A 17,187-nucleotide genomic window follows, 5' to 3' on the forward strand; every position below is an offset into this window, starting at 1 on the left:
CACCCGCATGAGACAGTGGCCCCATGCGGATCCTGCACACCTCCGACTGGCATCTGGGGCGTACGTTCCACGGGCGCGTCCTGGACGACGCCCAGGCGATCTTCGCCGACCATCTCGTCGAGCTCGCCCGCACCGAGGCGGTCGACGCCGTCGTCATCTCCGGGGACGTGTACGACCGCGCCATCCCGCCTACCGACTCAGTCCTCCTCCTCGACGACACCCTGCGCCGTCTGGTCGGCGCCACTCGCGTGGTTCTCACTCCCGGCAATCACGACTCCGCTCAGCGGCTCGGTTTCGGCGCCGGCCTGATGCGCCGGGGGCTCGCGATCCGCACCCGCACCGCGGAGGTCGACCGCCCCGTCATCATCCCGACCCCTGACGGCGGGGACGGCCTGTACGTCTACGCCCTTCCCTACCTCGACCCCGACGCCGCCCGGCAGTCCCTGCCTCCTCTCCTCGCCGACAGGCTCGGGGAGAGCCCCGAGGCCCCCGAGCCGACCTCCGACGGCGGAGGCCCCGACCCCGGCTCCGCGGACTCGGGGGACGACGCCGGCTCCTCCCCTCCCCCGCAGGCCGCCTCGTACCGCCTGCCCCGCTCCCACGAGGCCGTCGTCTCCGGGGCCCTGCGCCTGGTCGCGGCCGACCTCGCCCGACGCCGCGCCGACGCGGCCGTCCGCGTCCCCGCCCTCGTCATGTCGCACGCCTTCGTCGTCGGCGGGCGCCCCAGCATCGAATCCGAGCGGGACATCCGGGTCGGCGGCGTCGACTCCGTCCCCGCGGGCCTCTACGCCGGCCTCGGCGGCTCGCCCCTGGCCGAACGCTCCGGGGGCCTGGACTACGCCGCCCTCGGCCACCTCCATCGCCCTCAGGAGATCAGGCAGCGGAGCGCAGCCGTCGGGCCCGCCGGTCCTCACCCCGACGACGACGCCGTGATCACCGGCCCCCGGCTCGTCTACAGCGGCAGCCCCCTGCCCTTCTCGTTCCCCGAGGCCGACTTCCCCAAGTCCACCGTCCTGCTCGACATCGGCGCCGACGGCGTCACCCGCCTCGAGCGCGTCCCGACCCCGCTGCCCTATCGGGCCGTCACGCTCACCGGCACCCTGGAGAAGGTCCTGGCTCTCGCCCCCGATCACCGTGAGGACTGGGTGCGGGTGCGTTTGAACGGCGCCGCACCGCCGGACGCCATGGCTCGCCTGAAGGTCGAACTGCCGAACCTGCTCGCCTTCTCCCGCACGCCGCCCCCGCGCGCCGAGGGCGAGCGCGCCCCCGTCACGCGCGCCAGCGATCCGCTGGAAGTCGCAGACCGTTTCCTGGCGCGGATGCTCGGCCGCAGCGCCCGCCCCGACGAGCGCGCCGTCATCGCTCGGGCCTACGACGCCGCACGCGCCGCGAACGAAGGAAGTCCGTCATGCGATTGCACGCGCTGACCATGACCGGTATCGGTCCCTACGCGGGCACCGAGACCATCGACTTCGACCGTTTCGCCGATTCCGGCCGCTTCCTGCTCACCGGTCCCACCGGTGCCGGCAAGACCACCATCATCGATGCCATCGTCTTCGCCCTCTACGGGCGGGTCGCCGACTCCGACGGATCGTCCAAGCAGCGCCTGCGCTCCACCCTTGTCGACCCCACCACCCGCTCCGAGGCGGACCTGACCTTCTCCACCTCCGCCGGCGTCTACCGGATCCTGCGCAGCCCCGAATACCGACGCCCCAAGAAGCGCGGGACGGGTACCACCCGTCAGAACGCCACCGCCAGGCTGTGGCGGCTGCCGGCCCCCGGCGCGGGCCCCGTCGGCGAGCCCGTCACCCGCCTCGACGACGTCGGCGCCGAGGTCGCCCGCATCGTGGGCCTGACTCGGGACCAGTTCACCCAGACGGTCGTCCTGCCTCAGGGACGGTTCGCCCGCTTCCTGCGGGCCACGTCCGCTGAGCGCCACGCCCTGCTGCGCGACGTCTTCGGCACGGGGATCTTCGACGCCATCCAGGAGCAGGTCGCCGAGCGCAACCGCTCGACCGACCGGAGCACCCAGGCGGCCCGTCAGGCGCTGCGGGCCCGCGCCGAGCTCGCCGCCCCGCTCCTGGCCGCCCTGCCGGCCCCCGACCCGGCGGGAGACGACGCCGACGAGCCGGGCCCCGCCGAATCCGACGCCATCGAGACCGACGCCCCCGTCCCGCACGCCCCGCTCGACCTGGCCGGGCGGCTGACCGCTCTGGCCGACGCCCCCGTCCCGGATGACGCCGCCGTCGCCGCCGTCACAGAGGAGGCCCTCGCCCGCAGTCGGACCGCCCTGATTCCGCTGGCCGAGGCCGTGGAGCGAACCCGCGACGAGGCGGATGCGGCGCGCACCGCCGCCGAGGCCGCCGCCGACCTCCGCCAGCGGCTCGACCAGCGCCAGGAGCTCCTGGCGGAGCAGACCCGGCTGGAGGCCCGGCGCACCATCGACGACGCCGAGGCCGCACGACTGGACGCCGCCCGACGCGCCGCCCGCCTCGCCGCGCCCGTGCGACAGCGCGACCGCGCCCGGCACAACCTCCGGACCGCCCGGGACCTCGCGATGCGGGCCCTCGATGCCGGTGCCCGCATCGCCCCCGAGAACCGCGATGCCGCCGCGGCGGCCCTGGGAGCGGCGGACGGGGAGCCGAACCCGGCCCTCCTCCAGCATGCGGAGGAGCTCCTCGGCGCCGCCGCGACCCTCGCCCGGACCCGCGCCGGATCCCTCGAGCCCCTGGTCGACCTCGAAAGCGGGCTGGCCGACCGACGGACGGCGCTGGCCCGCACCAGGATCAGCCTCGAGGCGCACCGCGCCGAGGCGGACGAACGCATGCGGACCTTGGACGCCAGGCCCGCCCGCCAGGCCGAGCTCCAGGCGTCCCTCGACGCCGCCCGGCGGGCGGAGGCCGAACTCCCCCGGGCCCGTGTCGAGCATGAAACGGCCACGGCGCGACGCGATGCGGCCGCCCGCGCGCAGGGCCTCGCATCCCGTCTGGAGGCGAGCGGGCGCGCCGTCGCCGAGGCGGCGGCAGCCGTACAGGAGGCGAAGGAGCGCGCCGCCGCCCAGCACCGCGCCTGGCTGAAGGCCACTGCCGGATCCATCGTCACCGAGCTCGTCGACGGCGAGCCCTGCCCCGTGTGCGGCTCCACCGAGCACCCCGCCCCCGCCGACCTCGAGCCCGGAACCATCAGCCGCGCTCAGGTCGAGCGGGCCGACGCCGACCGCGCTCGCGCCGACGATCTCCTCACCCGGCGCGTGCGCGAGCACCACGAGCTCGACCAGGAGTACCGCGCGGCCCTCGACGCCTCAGGAGCCCGTCTCCTGCCCGAACTCGACGCCGCCCTGGCTAAGGCCGCCGAGCGCCTGGACTCCCTGGCCGAGGCCGCACGCCCCGCCACCGACGTGGCGGAGCGTCTCGCCGGCTTCGCCGATGAGACGGCCGCCATGCGCGACGCCCTGGAGGCCGATCGCACGGTCCTGGCAGAGAGGGGAGCGCGGCTGGAGTCCGAGCAGACCGCCCTGGATGCCGACCGCGACCGCTGCGCGAAGGCGGCCGGCGAGGACGCCACCGTCGTCGAGCACCATCGGACGCTCCTGGCATCTGCCGACGACGCCGAGCTGGTGCGCACCCGCCTGACCGAAACCCGCTCCGCCGTCGACCGGGTCGTTCATGCGTCCGACGACCTGGCCGAAGCCCTGACCGAGGCCGGTTTCACCGACGCGGCTCAGGCCGGGCGGGCGACCCTGCCGCCGGACGCGCTCACCGCCCTGGCCGAGGACGTCGATCACGTCCGCGCCGAGCGCGAACGCGTCCACCACGCCCTCACCCACGACCCGCGGATCTCAGCGCTCACGGGCGAGGAGGCCGTCGACGTCGAGGCCGCCCGCCGCCATCGTAAGGCCGCCGAACGCGCCCGTGACGAGGCATTGGCGGCCCATGCCACCGCCCTGGAGGCGCACCGACGGCTGGAGGAGACTCTGACCGCCGTCGCCGAGGCCGCGGCGCGTCTGGCCGGAGCCCTTGAGGAGGCGCGGGCGCTCACGCGGGTGGCGGCCCTCGTCGCCGGGCGCAACGATGCCGTCACGCCCCTGGCCACGTGGGTTCTGCTCGACCGCTTCGCCGAGGTCCTCATCTTCGCCAACGACCGACTCGCCCAGATGTCGTCGGGCCGCTACGAGCTCGTGCGCGTCGACGACGAGGCCGGCTCGGCCGCTCGCCGCGACCGTGGCCTGGGGCTGGGCGTCATCGATCGCTTCTCGTCCGGCGGCGTGCGCGATCCTCGGACGCTCTCGGGCGGGGAGACCTTCTACGTCTCCCTATCGCTGGCCCTCGCCCTGGCCGACGTCGTCACCGCCGAGTCCGGAGGCGTGTCCATGGAGACCCTCTTCGTCGACGAGGGCTTCGGCGCCCTCGACCCCGAGACCCTCCAGATCGTTCTCGCCGAGCTCAGCAGGCTTCAGGCGGGCGGGCGCACCGTCGGCATCGTCTCCCACGTCGAGGAGCTGCGCCGTCAGATCCCCGACCGCATCGACGTCACCGGGACACCATCGGGCTCGACGCTCACGGTCACCGCCCCGTGAGGGCCCCGCCGGATCCGCCGCGCGCCTATCCGCCGCGGGCCGGCGCCCGACCCGACCTGCGTTCGGGGCGCGCCGGATCAGCCCAGCTCGTCCGCCAGCACCGCCCGCTCGGTCGCATCGAACCACAGCAGGTCGGCCTCGGCAGCCCGTTCGAAGGCCTCCTCGTCGCCCGTGCGCGCCCTGCGGACGTCGGTCCGCGCCGCCGGCTCATCGACCAGCAGCGCGGCGACCGCCTCCCATGCCACCGGCGCCGTCACCTCGACCGTGCCGGGGAGCACGTCCTCGCTCACCGGGAGTTCGCTCGCCTTCGCCTCATCCACGTCCGCGGCGATGACGACGCGCCGGTCCGCGGCCCCCTCCGCATCCGGCTCGGCGAGTCTGACCAAGGAGGCGTCGGCGGCGCACAGGCACGCCGAGGCCTCCAGGCTCTCCCGGTCCTCGCCGGGCAGGGCCGCGGCCAAAGAGGGTGTGGCGGCATGAGCGGTCCGGGGGCTGATCCAAGGGGCGGACAGGTCGGCGGCCGTCGCGGGCAGGTAGATGCGCATGGCCCCAGTGTGCTACTCGGCGCGGCCCCGGCGCCGTCGCTCCATGCGCGTCACCGGACCGCCCGTGCCCGCGGGCCCGCTGCGCATCCGGCTCGGGGGCTGAGGTCGGGAGGACGCGGGACGTTCGGGCGGTGGCGGCGGTGGCGCAGGGGCCGGCGCGGGCGTCTGCTCCGTCTCCGGCGGGAAGGCGGGGAGCGGGACGGAGGTCGTCCGAAGGCGCGCCGAGGTCCGCTGCGCTCCGCCGGGCCGTGCCGGGCGGTGCCTGGGGCGGGACGCCGCCGCGCGCCGCGAGCGCCTGAGTCCGCGGCGTCGCTTCGCTCCGGAGGCCTTCGGGGCGACGGTCGGGTCGATCCGGTGGGCGAGCTCGGTCAGCGCCCGCCCCAACGCGCTCCCCGGCGCCGCCTCGGTGACGGCCCGACCCTCCATCAGGCACCGGTCCGCCGTCGCCGGGTCGTCCGGGACGAGCGTCACCTCATCGAGACTGCCGTAGCGGTCGAGAGCGTCTCTGACGGCTCGGCGAGGGGAGGGGCCCGCGATACCGGAACGCACCCGCGTGACGACGACCTCGATGCGCCCGGTGGGCCGCGCCTCATCCTCGAAGTCGCCCAGCAGCTGCAGGAGCCGGCGCACCCCGACGGGATCCGCCCCGCTCACCACCAGAACGACGTCGGCATTGCGCACGAGGTCGGCCGCGACGGCGCCCCTGCCGGGCTCCAGGGTGTACTCGTCGACGGAGTCGTCGATCGGTCCGCCGGCGACGTCGATGACCGTCCACGCCGCCAGGCGCCGACAGCGCGCCCACACCTCGGCCATGGCCGCCGGCGGGAGCTCGCGCCATCGTCCCGGGCGCCCCAGGCCGGACAGCAGACGCTCAAGCTCCCCGAAGGGAACCAGGAGGGACTCCAGGGCCTCGTCGTCCAGCCGCCCGTGCCCGGCCAGGCGAGCAGCGGTGGCCAGGCCGGAGGAGTCCTCCGGCAGCCCCAGCACCTGGGTGAGACAGGGGGCCTCCACGTCGGCGTCGACGAGGATCGCCCCGCCGGCGGTCGCCAGAGTGTGGGCCAGCGCCGTCGCGATCGTCGTCCGTCCCGAGGACCCGCGAGGCCCCCACACCACCGCGAGCCTGCCGCCCGGGCCGGTGCTGGACGTCCCGAACCCGCGGTCGGGGTCGGGGGTCGGGGGCGTGCGCGCCCACAGGGGGGTGTTCGGGATCGGCGCATCCGGATCCGCGGTCTCATCGACCCGCTCCGGTGTGGCCGGGGTCTGCAGGATGACATCCTCCAACTCGGTCCACAGCCGGTCGTCCGCGCCAGTATCGGGGACGGGCGCGGTGCGGAGAGATTCGGGAGGTTCGGCCCTCTCGCCCCGACCCGCCTCCAGGGCGTGGGCGAGAGCCTGCAGGCGCGCTCTGACCGCGTCCGGCCGGGTCCGGCGATCTTCGACCGGCCAGCCGACCGTGGCCCACCGCTCGACCTGCTCGGCGGGGGCCAGGATGATGCCGGTCACCCCGGCGTGCTCGAGGCGGTCCAGGACGGAGCGATCGAGTTCGTCGAATTCCGTGTCGGCGACGACAAGCGTGGCCAGGCCCGCCATAGCGGCGCTGAGCAGCTCGGCCGTGTCCGCGCAGCGGCGCACCACGCGCAGCCCGGAGCCACGCGTGTCGATCGCCCGCAGCAGGTCGGCGTCGTCACCGGAGAGTGCGAGCAGGACGCCGTGCAATCGCTGGTCCATCTCAGCTCCCGGTGCCGGTCGGTACCAGGACGAGGGCGCCATCGCCCCCGATGGCGGTGAGCACCGCGGACACGGAGTCGGCCGGAACGAGGACCTCGACCTCGGTGGTCTCCTTGCCGATCAGACTCGTGCCCTTGTCCCCGATCGTGGAGACGGTCAGATGCTCGGCGACGACCTCGGCCCGCTCGCGCGCCTCCTCGGCAGTGACCTGGGTGGCGGGCAGAACCCACAGGTCGACGACGTCGCCCGTGCCAGTGCCGGCGGGCAGCCCCGAGGAGACCTCCAGGACGATCGGCCGCAGGTCGTCGGGCGTCCGAATCCCCACGGCGGCCTCGGGCAGAAGCTCCCCGGCGCTCAACGACCTCTGCGCCACGGCGGCCTCGGGCAGCTGTCCGGCGAGGACGTAGGCGTCCGTGCCGGGATGCGCGTCGACCAGGGTCAGGATGCCGTCGGCGGTCAGGTCCTGCCCCGGGGCGACGTCGCGGGTCAGAATGTAGACCTGCTGGGTGTCGGCGGCGGCGTCCACCGCCCACGTGCCCAGTGCGACGGCGGCACCGATGAGGGCCAGCCCCCCGGCCAGGCGCGGATCTCGCCAGGTGGGGCGCCGTCTGCGGGCGGGACGTGCGGGGTCGGCGGCCCGTGCGGGGTCGCGGCGGAAAGGGGCCACGGGATCCTCCTGATCATTCGTGACGCCCTTGGGCAGCCGGTGAGGGTTCTTGGCTATCCACAGGGGCGTTCAGGGATGGCGCGTCGCGCGCCGGGGGTGTCATCATCGTGCCATGAAAGACAAGTTTCTGACCATTGCTGAGGTCGCCGAAAACCTCCAGCTGTCCGCCCAAGGCGTACGGTCGCTCATTCAGTCCGGGGACCTGCCGGCGATCCAGGTCGGCGCCCGGCACTTGTGGCGGGTGCCCGAGAGCGCCTTCGAGGCCTATATCGAGCGTCAACTCAAAGCGACGCGCGAGATGGTCGCCGCGGGCCGCCCCATGGAGAACGACTGATCAAAGGGGTGAGCACGCTCCGGGGATGCGGCGCGCTCACCTGCTGCGAAGGACGTCGAGAGCCGTCAGGCAGACGGTGACGACGCCGGTGCGCGGCGCACCACCCGCAGGACGCGGATCGCCGCTGCCCCCGTGTGGACCGTCGACGAGGATGTCGATGTAGTCCGCCCCCACTCGTCCGATCCGGCCGATGATGTCGCCGGCGGAGGTCACCGCCCGCACGCGCGCACCGGTGCGCGCCAGTTCGCGTGCAGCGGCCTGAAAAGTCGGCCGTCGGTGCCTGTCCGGCTCAGGTGAGGGGCCGGGCAGAGGCGAGAGGAAGGCGAGTGAGCCGGTCGGGACGAGCGCCTGGAGGCCGTCCCCCTCCTCGACAAGCACGAAGCCGTCCTCCGCCCGCGTCAGCACCCCGTCGACGGGCACACCGCCGCAGGTGCGCAGGCGCACGGTGCGCCCGAGCGCCCCGCGCAGCCGGTCGGCCACCCGCAGCGAGGCGATCTCAGCCTCTGCCAGGTCCGCCGCCTGCGCAGCGATCTCAGCACGGCGCTCGGCCTCGAAGCGGCTCTCGAGATCGGCCAGCAGCGCATCCCAGTCCATGGCCGCAGCTCACCACCTCGCCCGGCCGGCCGCAAGACGGTGGACGCACCGAAGCGGTCGACCTTCGACCGTCCCCCGACCGGCGCAGCACTCGATGGGACGAAATCACCATACCCCTTGACAGACTCCAAATAATCTAGCAATATCAAATCACTTCAAACACCATCATCAACGACGGAGAACCCATGCGTGTCGTGACCCACCTTACCGTCATCGCCCTGGTTGCCGCGCTCGGTACGGTGACGCTGGCAACCAGCGCTTGGTCGGCGGGGGGCGCTCTCGCGGCCGTTCCGGCCGCCTGGTGGAGCACGACCCAGATCGCTCAGAGCGCGGTCGTCCTCGCATGCGGCCTCGGAGCGGCGGGTTGCCTGTGGCACCTGGTCTCAGTGGGGATCGCGCTGGTCGTTCTGTTCGAGGACCGCTCGGCCACGGCTGACGCTCACCGCGGGCGGCCGGACCGCACGACCGCCGGAGGGGCGCATGCCCTGCTCCAGCGCTGGGGAGCTCCGCTTGTCCGCCGGGTCACCGCCAGCGCCGTGATCGCGGGACTGACGATCGCTCCCGCCGCCGCCGCGCAGTCCTCCGTCCCCGACGACCTGGGCTGGCAGACGACCTCGAGCGGACCCTCCCTCCCCAGCGCCGAGTCCGCTCCGCAGGGAACGGAGATCCCGGCCGACGAGGTCCCAACCGACACCGCCGACGGGACTTCCGCGGTGCCCGACCCGCAGACGCCCAACTCCGCTCCCCGAACCGGCGAAACGCCGGATGCCGCCTCACCGACGCACGTCGTCGCCCCCGGGGAAACCCTGTGGTCGATCACCGAGGACGCCCTGGGAGCCGGCGCCACCGACGAGCAGGTCGCACGCGCCTGGCCCCGGGTCTACGAGGCCAACCCCGAGCAGATCGGCGCCGACCCGTCCCTCATCCATCCGGGCGCCACTCTGCGGCTGCCCGCCGCAGCTCGGTCATCATCGCCGCCCCAGCAACCGACCCGACCAGCCCAATCCTGACATCACACTCACCAACACCCTGCAACAGGAGGCCGCCATGACCACCACTATGACCCCGTCCCCCGAGGCATCCGCCGGAAAGGCCGGTTCAAACGGTTCGTCCGGTTCAACGCCCGATCGCCGGGAACCCGGCGCGCAGGCTCCCCGCACCCCTAGCACCGTCACCCGCATGCCGGCGGGAAAGATCCTCGCCCGTGCGCCCCGGACGAGCGCCGAACGTCGACGGTGGGACCGTCTGCACTTCCAGACCGAGCTCAGCCGCCAGTGGGCGCGCTCACGGCGGTGCAGGCCGGCGACCCCCCAACTCCGCAGCGACATGCCGGACCCGCGCCGTCACGCGGCCCGCGTTGTGACCGCGGCCGCGGAGGTCCTCAGCGGGCACAGGCCGGTCGACCATCTGGCGCGATGGACCACCCCGGAGATGTTCGAGGCCCTGGCTCGGCGTTCCGGTCTGTCTCAGCGCCTGCCGGGCTCTTCGGCCAGCCGCACCAGGCCCAGGGCGCGTCACATCCACACCCAGTTCACACTGTCGGGCAACTGCGAAGTCGCCGTCCTTCTCGATGACGGCCCTCGGGTCAGGGCCGCGGCCGCCCTCCTGGTGCCCCGCCGCGGCAGATGGGTGATGTCGGTTCTCGAGATCGGCTGAGGCGCACCCGGCAAACTCGCGGCCGCAGGCCGACCGCCGCCCGCTCGCAGGACCGGGAGGCGGTCGGAGAGGCCCTCGGCGCCCGGTGTCGGACTGGCGTATCGGAGCTCGGCAGTCGCGCCACCGGCGGGGCGCCGGGCGTCCAAGGGTCAGCGCCTCCGCTTGCGGGCAGCGCGCCGCTGCGCCCTGTTGGCGGGTCGCGGTGCGCCCCCGGCGGCGGGCGCGGACGCATCGCCGCGCGCGGCTTCTCGGCCGGCCGCAGCACTCGATCGTGCGGCCGGAGGAGCCATCGAGGTCGAGGCAGCCGTGCCGTCCTCCGAAGGGGCTGAATAGGTGATCCGGCGGTCCATGGCCTGCTGACCGGTGGATCCGAGGACGCTGCCTCCCCCCTTGGAGCCGGCCCCGACCCTCAGATGCGAGGACGCACCGCCACCGGCCGCGGCCACGGCGGACGCGGCCTCAACCGTGCCGTTCTCAGCGGCCCGCGCGGCGGCGTCGTCGAAGCGGCCGACGTTGGCGAAGATCTGCTCGACGGTCTCCTCACGAATGCCCTCCATCATCGCCTTGAACATGTGCGCGCCCTCATTGGCGTACTCCACGAGCGGGTCACGCTGGGCCATGGCGCGCAGACCGATGCCCTCCTTGAGGTAGTCCATCTCGTAAAGGTGCTCGCGCCACCGCTTGTCAACTACGGCCAGCAGGACACGGCGCTCGAGGACGCGCATGGGCTCGTCCCCGAGCTGAGCGAGGGCCAGCGGATTGTCATCCATGCGCTTCTCGGCGTCCTCATAGGCGACGGCGACGTCTTCGATCAGCTCGGTCGACAGCCGCTCGGGGGTCAGCCGGTCACGTCCGCCCGCGGCGTCGACGATCTCGTCCTCGGTCAGCCCCACCGGGTAGAGATGGCCGAGATCGTTCCACAGCGAGTCGAGGTCCCACTCGTCGGCGCGGCCCTCACAGGTGCGGGCGGCGACGATGGTCTCGACCGCCTGGGAGCGGAAGGCCTCCACCTGCGGCTCGAGGTCCTCCCCGTCCAGAACGCGGCGCCTCTCGTCGTAGACCTTCTCGCGCTGCTCGGTCATGACGTCGTCGTACTTCAGAACGTTCTTGCGGATCTCGTAGTTGCGCGACTCAACCTGACGCTGCGCCGAGGCGATGGCGCGGGTGACGACCTTCGACTCCAGGGGCACGTCGTCGGGGTAGGCGCCCGAGGACATGATCCGCTGGGCGGCGTTGGAGGCGAACATGCGCATGAGGTCGTCCTCCATGGACAGGTAGAAACGGGACTCCCCCGGGTCGCCCTGCCTTCCGGACCGTCCGCGCAGCTGGTTGTCGATGCGACGCGACTCATGGCGCTCGGTGCCCAAGACGTACAGGCCGCCCAGAGAGACGACCTCGTCGTGCTCGGCCCGGCAGGCCTCCTGCGCGGCCTTGAGGGCCCCGGGCCAGGCCCGCTCGTACTCCTCGGCGTTCTCCTCGGGATCCAGACCCGCCCTCTTCAGGTCGGTGACCGCGATGTGCTCGGCATTGCCGCCGAGCATGATGTCGGTGCCGCGGCCGGCCATATTGGTGGCCACGGTGACGGCGCCCTTACGGCCCGCCATGGCGACGACGGCGGCCTCGCGCGCGTGCTGCTTGGCGTTGAGGACCTCGTGCGAGACGCCTCGCTCGCGCAGCATGGCGGACAGCTCCTCGGACTTCTCCACGCTGGTGGTGCCCACGAGGACCGGCTGACCGGCCTCGTGGCGCTCGACGATGTCGTCGACGACGGCGGTCAGCTTGGCCGCGACGTTGGTGTAGACCAGATCGGACTGGTCGACGCGAATCATCGGCTTATTCGTGGGGATCGGGACGACGCCGATCTTGTAGGTGCCGGCGAATTCGGCGGCCTCGGTCTCGGCGGTACCGGTCATGCCCGAGCGGGACCCCTCCGGGTAGAGGCGGAAGTAGTTCTGCAACGTGATGGTGGCCAGCGTCTGATTCTCGGCCTTGATCTCCACTCGCTCCTTGGCCTCGATGGCCTGGTGCATGCCCTCGTTGTAGCGGCGCCCCGGCAGAACTCGACCGGTGTGCTCATCGACGATGAGGACCTCGCCGTCGCGCACGATGTAGTCCTTGTCGAGGTGGAAGAGCTCCTTGGCTTTGATGGCATTGTTGAGGAAGCCGATCAGGGGCGTGTTCTCCGACTCGTAGAGGTTGTCGATGCCCAGATAGTCCTCGACACGCTCGATGCCGGGCGCCAGCACGCCGACGGTGCGCTTCTTCTCATCGACCTCATAATCCTTATCCGCCCTCAGGCGCGCGGCTATCTTAGCGAACTCCTGATACCACTTGTTGACATCACCACTGGCCGGACCGGAGATGATCAGCGGTGTACGGGCCTCGTCGATGAGGATGGAGTCGACCTCATCGACGATGACAAAGGCATGACCCCGCTGGACGAGATCCTCGGGCCGCTGGGCCATGTTGTCGCGCAGGTAGTCGAAGCCAAATTCGTTGTTCGTGCCGTAGGTGATATCCATCGCATACTGCCTGCGGCGCTCAGCGGGGGTCTGACCGGTCAGGATGCAGCCCGTGGTCAGCCCCAGGAAGCGGTGAACGCGTCCCATGAGATCGGACTGGTACTCGGCGAGATAATCGTTGACGGTCACGACGTGCACGCCCTTGTCCGTCAGCGCCCGCAGGTAGGAGGGCATGGTGGCCACCAGCGTCTTGCCCTCGCCGGTCTTCATCTCGGCGATATTGCCCAGATGGAGGGCGGCGCCGCCCATGATCTGGACGTGGAAGGGACGCATGCCCAGCACCCGGTCGGCGGCCTCGCACACGGCGGCGAAGGCCTCGGGCAGGAGGTCATCGAGACTCTCCCCGTCGGCGTAGCGCTCCTTGAGCTCGACGGTGACCTCCTTGAGCTCGGCGTCAGTGAAGTCCGCGTACGAGTCGGCGAGCGCCTCGACCCGGGTGGCGATGGCATCGAGCCTCTTGAGGGTGCGCCCCTCACCGATGCGAAGGATCCGGTCAACGATCGACACGCTGGTTTCTCCCTTGTTGGCGGAGGGGAGCGCGGCCCACGGCCGTGCTCCCCGCACTCCCATCGCCCGGTCCCACCGGGCGCAGACGTGCCTATCGTAGTGGACGCCTCGCGGGGGGCCATCGTGCTACCGCATGATCTCGCTCATTGCGAGCACCGCGCTCGGGCCGGGATGCGCACAGGCCCCGTTCCGCGTCCTGCGCCCGGTCGCCTGTGGACAACCGGTCCGTCCGCGGGGCCGCCATGAGACCGTCGGACCATGCAGCCTGTCTCCCCTCCCCTCCCATCGTCCTACGCCGCGCCCCGGCCATCGCCCCTTCCGCCATGGCGGCGCCACCTGCGCGAAGCGGCACGACTCGTGCTGCCGGTCTCCTGCGCGGGCTGCGGACGTTGGGACGTGGCGCTCTGCCCCGACTGCCGGAGCCTGCTGACCGGCGAGCCCATCGCCGTCGAGCACGCCGACGCCGCCGGCGATCTGGATGTGAGCGCCCTGGCCGTCTACGCCGGACCGGTGCGCCCCATGGTGCTGGGTTGGAAGAACGGGGCCCGGGAGGACCTGGCCGCTTTCATGGCCGACGTGGGGGCGCGCGCCGGGCGCCGATGGGCGCGCCGCCTAGACGAGGAGGCGCGCGAGGCCGTCGACGCCGGCCCGCTGCTCGTCGTCCCGGCGCCGTCCGGATGGGTGCGCCGGGCCCGGGGGCGTCTCGTCACCGCCTCTCTGGCCGACGCCGTCGCCCGCGGCGCGGCCGTAGGATGGCCGCGAACCCGAGGAGCCGCGGGAGGCGCCGGCGCTGAGGGGGCCGAGCGAACCCGAGGGCGCCGGGATCGGGAACTGGAGGTGCTCAGCGTGGACCTGCTGCGCCGCCCCGGGCTGGCAGGAGCGCACCAGACCGGCCGCTCGGCGCGGCAGCGGCGGACCAACCGCGCGCGAGCGCCACGAGTCCTGGCCCCGGTCGCCGGGCTGAGCGTCCTGCTGGTCGACGACGTCGTCACCACCGGCGCGACGCTGGGGGCGTGCGCTCGCGCCCTGCGCCAGGAGGGCGCGAGCGTCATCGGAGCGCTCGCCGTCGCGGCCGCGCCGCCACCCGCCCGCCGGACGAGAACGGTCGTACCGGGCGGGCCCGTTTCAGCGCCGGGCGATCAGCCCGCGTCGGTACCGGCGGAGAAGCATCACATGGTGTAAGTTGTGTTTTACAACACATGAGTGCGCTTACCGCGGTGACGTGCGACCGCCGAGCGCCCCGCTCGCACGGCGGGCCGGCACGAGGAGGTGGTGAACGACCGTCCAGCGCCCGCCGCACGGTGCGACGAGCGCTCCCCCCACCCCCTCCCAGGATTACCAGGACCCAGAAAGAGGTTCACCATGGATATCACTGTCGTCGGCCGCAACGCTGAGATCAGCTCTCGTCTGCGAGACTACGTCGAGGAGAAGGCCGCCAAGGTCGAGCAGCTCGACCCGCGCGTCCAACGCGTCGAGGTCGAGGTCACCCACGAGCGCAACCCGCGTCAGGCCGACACGGCCGAGCGTGCCGAGATCACCGTGGTCTCGAAGGGCCCGATCATCCGGGCCGAGGCCAGTTCCTCCGACCGCTTCGCCGCCTTCGACATCGCCATGGGCAAATTGACCGAGCGGCTGCGTCGCGCACGTGACCGCAAGAAGGACCACCGCCGCTACATCGTCGAGGTCGCCAAGGACCGCCGGTCGCCCGCCGCCGAGGAGGCGATCGTCGTCCCCGACACGGGGGACGCGCCGATCGAGGACTCGCCCACGGCCCCGACGGAACCGGGCGTCGCCGTTGAGTCTCAGCTGGGCGACTCCCCCGTCATCGTCCGCCAGAAGCTGCACGATGCCGTGCCGATGGCGGTCGACGAGGCCCTCTACCAGATGGAGCTGGTCGGCCACCCCTTCTACCTCTTCATCGAGAAGTCGACCGGGCAGCCCTGCGCGGTCTACCACCGCCACGGCTGGACCTACGGCGTCATCCGTCTGAACACCCGGGTCACGAGCGAGACGGCGCAGATGGCGTGATCGCACCCCGGCCCCGCTGCACCCCCGGTGGGGCCGGCCCCACCCCACCGGGCCTGGCCGATCCCGGCCCCGACCACCGCCGGCGCTCAGCCGTCGGGTCCGCGACGGCGCGGCGCGGCCGGGATCGGCGAGGCGGACGGGCAGCGGACTAGGGCAGGGGATAGGACAGGTCGAACACCTCCGTTGTGAGCACCCGCCATGTGGCCCCCTTGCGCTGCCAGGCTTGTCCGCGGTCATCCGTCAGCAGCGCGGTGCCGCTGGCCCGGTCGGCCGTCAGCGCCGTGGCCCCCGGCGTTCCGGCGACGTCCGTCGAGGCGCCGCCGACCTGCACGTACCGCACGCCGGGAGGCTCCTGCTCCGCTCGTCCGGGGGCGAGCACCACCACGTTGACCGGGTCGTACCAGGCGAGTCCCGTGACGCCCTCGCCCGCGGCCTGCGGCAACGCCAGCGGCCGACCGAGCCCGGTCGGCGTCCCGTCCTGCGCGCGCACGACCACGGCCGCGCTCACGTGCTCGTCCCCGCCCTCCCCGTCACGATGGCGCAGCACGAGCCGGGCGGATTCGGCCGACAGGTCCAGCGCCGTGACCTCGCGGCCCTCGAGCCACTGCGCGCTCAGCGGTGCGCGCTGCCCCAGATCCCCGACGGCGGTCAGGACGCCGTCGGCGGCGGTCCACGCCCAACCGTAACGGTCCACTACCGGCGCCAGTAGTCCGCCCTCGCCCGCGTCGGCGGCCCCGACCGAGGCGATGACGCTGGCGACGTCCTCCCCCGGCCGCAGGCGCAGCAGGCTGGAGGCGCTGAGTGCGTAGACGGCCTCATCCGGGCCCAGCACCGGGTGACGAGCCTGAGCGGTGCCCAGCGCCTGGACGGTCGCCAGGGTCCTGCGAGTCGAGCTGGTGCCTCGGACGACGGAACCGGCACTCATACCGATGACCGTATCGACGGGAGCGTCCGGCTGCGGTAGCGGCACTGGATCGCCCATCGACTCCCCGTCGGCGGTGACGACGACGGAGGACACGCCCTCCAGACGACCCAGCGTGGCGGCCAGTTGGGCCACCGCCAGGGCCCGTTCCTGCGAGTCGAGCTCGGCTACGGCCCCGTCGAGGGCCACCGTCGCGGTCCCGTCCTCGAGCACGACGCCGTCGGCCGCCAGGCCGGCCTCGCGCGGAAGCGCCGAGGCGACTCCCGGGGCGAGCCAGTCCGCAGGCCCGCCCAGCAGCGCCACAAGGGTCGAGGTCGGCAGATCCCCCCGGGGCAGCCACCGCAGCTCCGGCACGAGGCGCGCCCGGTCGGGGGTCAGGAAGTACAGGCTCGTCGCCATGAAGTTGGTCTGCAGGCTCCCCGTCGGCAGGAGCACCCCCGGGGGCAGATCGACGATCCGCCACTGGCCCAGGGAATCGGTGGCCAGGGAGTAGAACGCCGTGTAGCCGTCGGTGCTCCCCGACTGGGCGGCCCCGTCGGAGGTCAGGACCCCGGAGGAGTCGATCGAGCGGACGAGCTCGACCGTGACCTTGACGGCCCCCGACTCATCGCGCTCCACCACCGGGGCCGTGGAGCCCGTGTAGGCGCGCACGACGGAGGTCGGCTCCCAGGCGTCGGAGGCCGCACGGTGCAGGAAAGTGCGAGCAGTGGCGAAATCGTCGGAGAATCCGGCGACGCACGCCCGCAGGAACCCGGCGACGATCTCCTCGGGGCCGGCGCCGTCGCGCGGGCGGGCGGCGGTCTGCACGAGCTGACTGCCATGGGCCGAGACCACGTCGGAGGAGGTGACCTGGCCGTCGGTCGGAAGATCGGCGCAGCCGGCGAGCGCCACCAGCCCTCCTCCCGACGCCAGGGCCGCCAGCACGGTGCGCCGGGGCACGATGTCACGGGTCGCCGTCCGGCCGACTCGACCGCGACTCATCGCTGCCCGTCCGCATCGGCACGCCCGGCATCCTCCTCGGGCGTGCGGGCCCCGGTCGGGGTACTAGCGGTGGGGCGGGGCGGCACGATCTGCGCCGGCGGCGGGGCGTCCCCCCGCGCCCGGTCGG

At 73.0% G+C, this 17,187-nt stretch carries 13 protein-coding genes; 7 read left to right on the forward strand and 6 right to left on the reverse strand.

The genetic code is table 11. From position 1 onward, the window contains the following. The first annotated feature begins 23 nt into the window (after positions 1 to 23). Both HMPREF9062_RS10665 and HMPREF9062_RS10670 read left to right on the forward strand, forming a co-directional pair. Positions 24 to 1,427, forward strand: a complete 1,404-nt coding sequence (locus HMPREF9062_RS10665) for an exonuclease SbcCD subunit D (protein ID WP_009750155.1) — start codon at positions 24 to 26, stop codon at positions 1,425 to 1,427. Then, a complete protein-coding gene (locus HMPREF9062_RS10670) occupies positions 1,409 to 4,576 on the forward strand; it encodes an AAA family ATPase (protein WP_009750156.1) in 3,168 nt (1,055 codons plus the stop codon). The genes HMPREF9062_RS10665 and HMPREF9062_RS10670 overlap by 19 nt, the downstream gene beginning before the upstream one ends. A 77-nt stretch (positions 4,577 to 4,653) precedes the next feature. Here the strand turns inward: HMPREF9062_RS10670 and HMPREF9062_RS10675 are convergent, their stop codons facing one another. From HMPREF9062_RS10675 to HMPREF9062_RS10685, 3 genes are read right to left on the reverse strand one after another with little or no spacing between them, the layout of a single operon-like run. Next, positions 4,654 to 5,121, reverse strand: a complete 468-nt coding sequence (locus HMPREF9062_RS10675; protein WP_034254213.1) for a DUF6912 family protein — start codon at positions 5,119 to 5,121, stop codon at positions 4,654 to 4,656. 12 nt (positions 5,122 to 5,133) lie between these two features. Next, entirely contained in the window at positions 5,134 to 6,849 is a 1,716-nt protein-coding gene (locus HMPREF9062_RS10680; RefSeq protein WP_009750157.1) for an AAA family ATPase, read from the reverse strand. Position 6,850: 1 nt separating this feature from the next. Further along, the gene (locus HMPREF9062_RS10685) at positions 6,851 to 7,516 is read right to left on the reverse strand and encodes a hypothetical protein (RefSeq protein ID WP_034254216.1); all 666 of its coding nucleotides are present in this window, start codon (positions 7,514 to 7,516) and stop codon (positions 6,851 to 6,853) included. A gap of 112 nt (positions 7,517 to 7,628) precedes the next feature. Between HMPREF9062_RS10685 and HMPREF9062_RS10690 the strand changes: the two genes are divergently transcribed. Further along, a complete protein-coding gene (locus HMPREF9062_RS10690) occupies positions 7,629 to 7,850 on the forward strand; it encodes a helix-turn-helix domain-containing protein (RefSeq protein WP_009750158.1) in 222 nt (73 codons plus the stop codon). Positions 7,851 to 7,886: 36 nt separating this feature from the next. Here HMPREF9062_RS10690 and HMPREF9062_RS10695 read toward each other — a convergent pair whose 3' ends face one another. Beyond that, complete coding sequence (locus HMPREF9062_RS10695; RefSeq protein WP_009750159.1) at positions 7,887 to 8,444, reverse strand: hypothetical protein; 558 nt, start codon at positions 8,442 to 8,444, stop codon at positions 7,887 to 7,889. Positions 8,445 to 8,629: 185 nt separating this feature from the next. Between HMPREF9062_RS10695 and HMPREF9062_RS10700 the strand changes: the two genes are divergently transcribed. Together HMPREF9062_RS10700 and HMPREF9062_RS13000 are read left to right on the forward strand one after the other, a co-directional pair. Next, the gene (locus tag HMPREF9062_RS10700; protein ID WP_009750160.1) at positions 8,630 to 9,454 is read left to right on the forward strand and encodes a LysM peptidoglycan-binding domain-containing protein; all 825 of its coding nucleotides are present in this window, start codon (positions 8,630 to 8,632) and stop codon (positions 9,452 to 9,454) included. A 169-nt stretch (positions 9,455 to 9,623) separates the two neighbouring features. Continuing rightward, a complete protein-coding gene (locus HMPREF9062_RS13000; RefSeq protein WP_253270707.1) occupies positions 9,624 to 10,100 on the forward strand; it encodes an Rv3235 family protein in 477 nt (158 codons plus the stop codon). A 149-nt stretch (positions 10,101 to 10,249) separates the two neighbouring features. Here the strand turns inward: HMPREF9062_RS13000 and secA are convergent, their stop codons facing one another. Continuing rightward, entirely contained in the window at positions 10,250 to 13,129 is a 2,880-nt protein-coding gene (secA, locus tag HMPREF9062_RS10710) for a preprotein translocase subunit SecA (protein ID WP_009750162.1), read from the reverse strand. A gap of 396 nt (positions 13,130 to 13,525) precedes the next feature. Here secA and HMPREF9062_RS10715 point away from each other — a divergent pair, with 396 nt between their 5' ends. Both HMPREF9062_RS10715 and hpf read left to right on the forward strand, forming a co-directional pair. After that, complete coding sequence (locus HMPREF9062_RS10715; protein WP_050795284.1) at positions 13,526 to 14,311, forward strand: ComF family protein; 786 nt, start codon at positions 13,526 to 13,528, stop codon at positions 14,309 to 14,311. 180 nt (positions 14,312 to 14,491) lie between these two features. After that, positions 14,492 to 15,157: a ribosome hibernation-promoting factor, HPF/YfiA family gene (gene hpf / locus HMPREF9062_RS10720; protein ID WP_009750164.1), complete on the forward strand. Its 666-nt coding sequence runs from the start codon at positions 14,492 to 14,494 to the stop codon at positions 15,155 to 15,157. 148 nt (positions 15,158 to 15,305) lie between these two features. On the opposite strand, the gene HMPREF9062_RS10725 is transcribed toward hpf, so the two are convergent. After that, on the reverse strand, positions 15,306 to 17,060 hold the full coding sequence (locus HMPREF9062_RS10725) for a GerMN domain-containing protein (protein WP_009750165.1): 1,755 nt from the start codon (positions 17,058 to 17,060) through the stop codon (positions 15,306 to 15,308). Positions 17,061 to 17,187: the final 127 nt, after the last annotated feature.

It is taken from the genome of Actinomyces sp. oral taxon 448 str. F0400 (genome assembly GCF_000220835.1).
In the GTDB taxonomy this organism is placed as follows: domain Bacteria; phylum Actinomycetota; class Actinomycetes; order Actinomycetales; family Actinomycetaceae; genus Actinomyces.

Bases quoted from the DNA above. Each gene is read 5' to 3' on its own strand.
- HMPREF9062_RS10675 (WP_034254213.1), bottom strand. From the start codon at position 5,121: ATGCGCATCTACCTGCCCGCGACGGCCGCCGACCTGTCCGCCCCTTGG.
- HMPREF9062_RS10725 (WP_009750165.1), bottom strand. From the start codon at position 17,060: ATGAGTCGCGGTCGAGTCGGCCGGACGGCGACCCGTGACATCGTGCCC.
- HMPREF9062_RS13000 (WP_253270707.1), top strand. From the start codon at position 9,624: ATGCCGGCGGGAAAGATCCTCGCCCGTGCGCCCCGGACGAGCGCCGAA.
- HMPREF9062_RS10680 (WP_009750157.1), bottom strand. From the start codon at position 6,849: ATGGACCAGCGATTGCACGGCGTCCTGCTCGCACTCTCCGGTGACGAC.
- HMPREF9062_RS10690 (WP_009750158.1), top strand. From the start codon at position 7,629: ATGAAAGACAAGTTTCTGACCATTGCTGAGGTCGCCGAAAACCTCCAG.
- HMPREF9062_RS10670 (WP_009750156.1), top strand. From the start codon at position 1,409: ATGCGATTGCACGCGCTGACCATGACCGGTATCGGTCCCTACGCGGGC.
- HMPREF9062_RS10700 (WP_009750160.1), top strand. From the start codon at position 8,630: ATGCGTGTCGTGACCCACCTTACCGTCATCGCCCTGGTTGCCGCGCTC.
- HMPREF9062_RS10695 (WP_009750159.1), bottom strand. From the start codon at position 8,444: ATGGACTGGGATGCGCTGCTGGCCGATCTCGAGAGCCGCTTCGAGGCC.
- hpf (WP_009750164.1), top strand. From the start codon at position 14,492: ATGGATATCACTGTCGTCGGCCGCAACGCTGAGATCAGCTCTCGTCTG.
- HMPREF9062_RS10665 (WP_009750155.1), top strand. From the start codon at position 24: ATGCGGATCCTGCACACCTCCGACTGGCATCTGGGGCGTACGTTCCAC.